Raw genomic sequence first — 3,578 nt, forward strand, 5'->3', positions numbered from 1 at the left:
GTCGTCACCGCCGAGACGATGATCGTGGTGCGCACCACCCGCCCGATCGCGGCGCTGCCGAACATCTCGACATAATTGCCGAAGCCGAAGGTCGGCTCGGTGAATGAGAGCGCCAGCACCTGAAGGATGGGGACCACGTAGAGACAGATCGTCAATAGCGCGGCCGGCACCGTCAGGCCGAAGGCCCAACGCTGGAAAGACGACATGGCGGCTATCCGGCCACCGGCCTGGAAGCCGGTGGCCGTCCCTGATCAGCGAGAGATGAAATCGAGGAACTTGTTCTGCAGCGCGGCTTCGTTGTCGGCGTAATACGCGGCCGAGATCTTCAAGCCTGTCTTGGCGTTCTCAGGCGCCAGCGAATAGACCGCCTTGTCTTCCTCGGTCATGAGAGCTAGCGCTTTGGGATTAGACGGGCCGTTCCCCATGATGCGCAGCAGGGTGATCTGGCCTTCCGGCTCCATCGACGAGTTGATGAAGTCGAACACCTTCTTGCCGGCGGGGTTGCCCTTCGGCACGGACCATGCGCTGGCAAACATCAGGTTGTTGTTCCAGGTCCAGGTGAACTGGGGGTTCTCCTTGCGCAGCAGGTTGGCGCGGGTGTGCCAGATGTTGCCCATCACCACCTCGCCGTCACGGAAGAGCTGCTGGCTCTGCGCGCCCGACTCCCAGAAGATCAGGTTCGGCAGAAGCGGCTCCAGCTTCTTGAAGGCGCGGTCGACGTCGAGCGGATAGATATCCTCGGGCTTGACGCCGTCTGCGAGCAGGACCGCCTCGAGCTGGCCCTGGATCCATTTGCACATCGTGCGCTTGCCGGGGAATTTCTCGAGATCGAAGAAGTCGGCCCAGCTGGAAGGCGCGGTCGAGAGCTTCTTGGAATCGTAGGCGAGCACGTTGGAATAGGTGTAGTTGCAGATGCCGAATTCGGCGGCGAGGCCGTCGCCGACCAGGCTCTTGTCGACGATCGAGTAGTCGATCGGTTCGACATAGCCACCCTTGCCGAGCACGAGCGCGTCGGTCATGCCGCCGTCGGTGGCGTCCCAGGTCACATTCTTGGAATCGACCATTGCGCGGATCGCTCCCGTCTCCGGGCCGGCGCCATCGATCACGACCGGTATGCTCAACTTCTTGGTGAAGGGCTCGCCATAGGCCTTCTGGAAGGCGTCGAGCGCGGCGCCGCCCCAATTGCAGACGACGATCTCATTGGCTTCCGCCGATGCCGCGCCGGGCCGCATCGCGACAGCGAGGCCGAGGCCGGCCATGGCGGTAAGGAAGGAGCGACGGTCGATCCGACCGGATTTGAACTTCTCGATTGCTATTAACGCTGCGTCTTGACCAAAGCGGTTGCTGGACATGGCTGTTCCCCTTTTTATGTCCGTCTGGAGTCCTAGTTTTCGGTGACTTCCTCCCGGGCCGGCGCCAAGCCGCCGGTTGGCGGCTCGGAACCGGTATTGCTTGCAGACCGCCATAGCCGGCGGCCTGATGGCGGCGCGACCGATGCACGGACGACGAGCTCGACGCCGATGCGTTCGGTGACCGCTTCTGTTTTTCTGCCTGTGATGAGGTCCAGCAGCATGGCGACGCCGCGCCGGCCGAATTCGGCCGGAGACTGCCGCACCGTCGTCAGCGCCGGCGAAAGAAGGTCGGCATTGCTGATGTCGTCGAAGCCGATGAGCGAGACATCCTCGGGAATGCGCAGGCCCATGCCGCGCGCCGCGCGCATGGCGCCAAGCGCCAGCATGTCGCCGCAGGTGAAGACGGCGGTCGGCGGATCCGGCTGCTCGAACAGCTCCTTGAAAGCGCCGACAGCCTGGTTTTCATCATAGTCGCAATGGACCACCAGCCGGTTGTCGACCGCCATGCCCGCCGCTTCCAGCGCCTCGGCATAGCCAGACAGCCGCTCGGTCGTGCTGAGCAGGCCATGCGGGCCGGCGATCGCGCCGATGCGGCGATGGCCCTTCTCGATCAGGTGGCTGGTCGCCATGCGGGCGCCGTCGGCGTTCCTGGCAAACAGGCGCGGCGCCCGGGCGCCCGGCACATCCTCGTCGAGCAGGACCACGCCGCCCGTCCGGTTGATGCATTTGACCAGCCGGCCGTCGTCCGAATGGTTGGTGAGAAGCAGGATGCCGTCCACCTGATGGTCCTCGATACGCGCCAGGAAGGCGAGCTCATGATCCACCAGGTTGCGGCTGTTGAGCATCAGCAGGTTGTAGCCGTGCCGCGCCGCCTCCGCTTCGGATGCGGAGGCGATGGCGGCAAACAGCGGATAGGCGATGTCCGAGGTTATCAAGCCGAGCGTCTCGCTGCTGCCGCGCGTCAGCCGCCGGGCAATGGCGTTGGGACGATAACCGAGATGGGCAGCCGCCTGCTCGATCTTCAGCGCCGTCGAGTCGGGCAGGCTGATGCGGCCGTTGAGATGGCGCGACACGGAAGTTACCGAGACGCCCGCCGCCCGCGCGACATCCCGGATGGTGATCTTCAATCGATCCGACAAACGCTTCAACGCTCCCGGCAGGATGATGTTGAACTTGGTTGGTAAACCGGTTTCGTAGACCGCCGAAAAAAAAGAGGCCGCCGGCTCCGGACCTGACAAGGCGAGGGCAGGGACGGGAGCGATCACAGGACGTCTCCCGCACGGAAGAACTCCTGATGCTCGCGCTTGAGGGTGGCCTGGTCGAAGTCGACATTGCGAATGTGCGCGGCCATGAGGCGCGCGGCCTCGCCAGTCTTGCCGGCACGGACTTCATCGAGGATCGCGCGATGCTCCGCGATGATCGAGCGGATGTGATCCGGCTTCATGCCGATCAGGAACTGAACGCGCATCATGTCCGCCGATATATGCTGGCAGGCAGCCCAGGCGCGGGGATGCGCGAAGGCAGCCGTCAGGCCCGAGTGGAAGGCCATGTCGGCGCGATGCAGGGCGCCCATGTCGTCGCTGTCGACCAGCCGTTCCTGTGCCCGCAACGACAGCTCGATTTCGTCGAGCGTGCCGGGATCCGGATGGACGCCGCTGTTGGCGATGACCGCGCTTTCCAGGGTCGAGCGGATGAACACGGCCTCGCGGACCCGGGTCATGTCGATAAGCGAGACGCGGGTGCCGGTCTGCGGCGAAATCTCGATCAACCCCTCGTCGAAGAGCCGGGTGAAGGCCTCGCGCACCGGTGTGCGGCTGATGCCCATCGCCTGAGCGACGTCAGTCTCGGCAAGGCTCGCGCCGGGCAGGACGCGCGCGGTGATGATCGCCTCGCGCAGTTCCTGATAGGCCTTGGCCGATATCGTGTTCCGTCGCTCGTTCTGCTCGGTCAGGACTGGTGCGTTCAGCTTCAGCATATCTGTATACTGGCATTCAGGAGTTTTGGGAGTCAAGAAGCGGTTTGCCGGAAACCAGCGGATATCGTGGATCGTCAAGAGCTTTGATCGCCTCCGCGATCGCGGCCGCGGTCCCCTCGGGCGTTGGCAGGCCGCCGCAATGGGGTGTGATGCGCACGCTTTCATGCGCCCAGGCCCAATGATCGGCCGGCAGCGGCTCCTGGAGGAAAACGTCGAGCCAGGCGCCGGCGATATGGCCGCTGTCCAGCGCT

Annotated in this window: 4 protein-coding genes and 1 pseudogene; all 5 read right to left on the reverse strand. The window is 64.3% G+C overall.

Annotation, left to right across the window (positions count from 1 at the left end; genetic code table 11):
- A pseudogene (locus EOA23_RS32635) lies at window positions 1-206 on the reverse strand (sugar ABC transporter permease); the annotation flags it as partial.
- A 45-nt stretch (window positions 207-251) separates the two neighbouring features.
- Window positions 252-1,352 carry an ABC transporter substrate-binding protein gene (locus tag EOA23_RS32640; protein WP_127307099.1) on the reverse strand — a complete coding sequence of 367 codons (1,101 nt, stop codon included), beginning with the start codon at window positions 1,350-1,352 and terminating at the stop codon, window positions 252-254.
- Between the two features lie 32 nt (window positions 1,353-1,384).
- Window positions 1,385-2,617, reverse strand: a complete 1,233-nt coding sequence (locus tag EOA23_RS32645; protein WP_127307100.1) for a LacI family DNA-binding transcriptional regulator — start codon at window positions 2,615-2,617, stop codon at window positions 1,385-1,387.
- The gene (locus EOA23_RS32650) at window positions 2,614-3,327 is read right to left on the reverse strand and encodes a GntR family transcriptional regulator (protein WP_189341800.1); all 714 of its coding nucleotides are present in this window, start codon (window positions 3,325-3,327) and stop codon (window positions 2,614-2,616) included. Before EOA23_RS32650 ends, EOA23_RS32645 begins: the two co-directional genes overlap by 4 nt.
- Before the next feature lie 16 nt (window positions 3,328-3,343).
- Window positions 3,344-3,578, reverse strand: a 235-nt coding sequence (locus tag EOA23_RS32655; RefSeq protein WP_281058779.1) for an NAD(P)-dependent oxidoreductase, incomplete at its 5' end; no start/stop codon positions are given.

It is taken from the genome of Mesorhizobium sp. M2A.F.Ca.ET.042.01.1.1 (genome assembly GCF_003997405.1).
Lineage (GTDB): Bacteria > Pseudomonadota > Alphaproteobacteria > Rhizobiales > Rhizobiaceae > Mesorhizobium.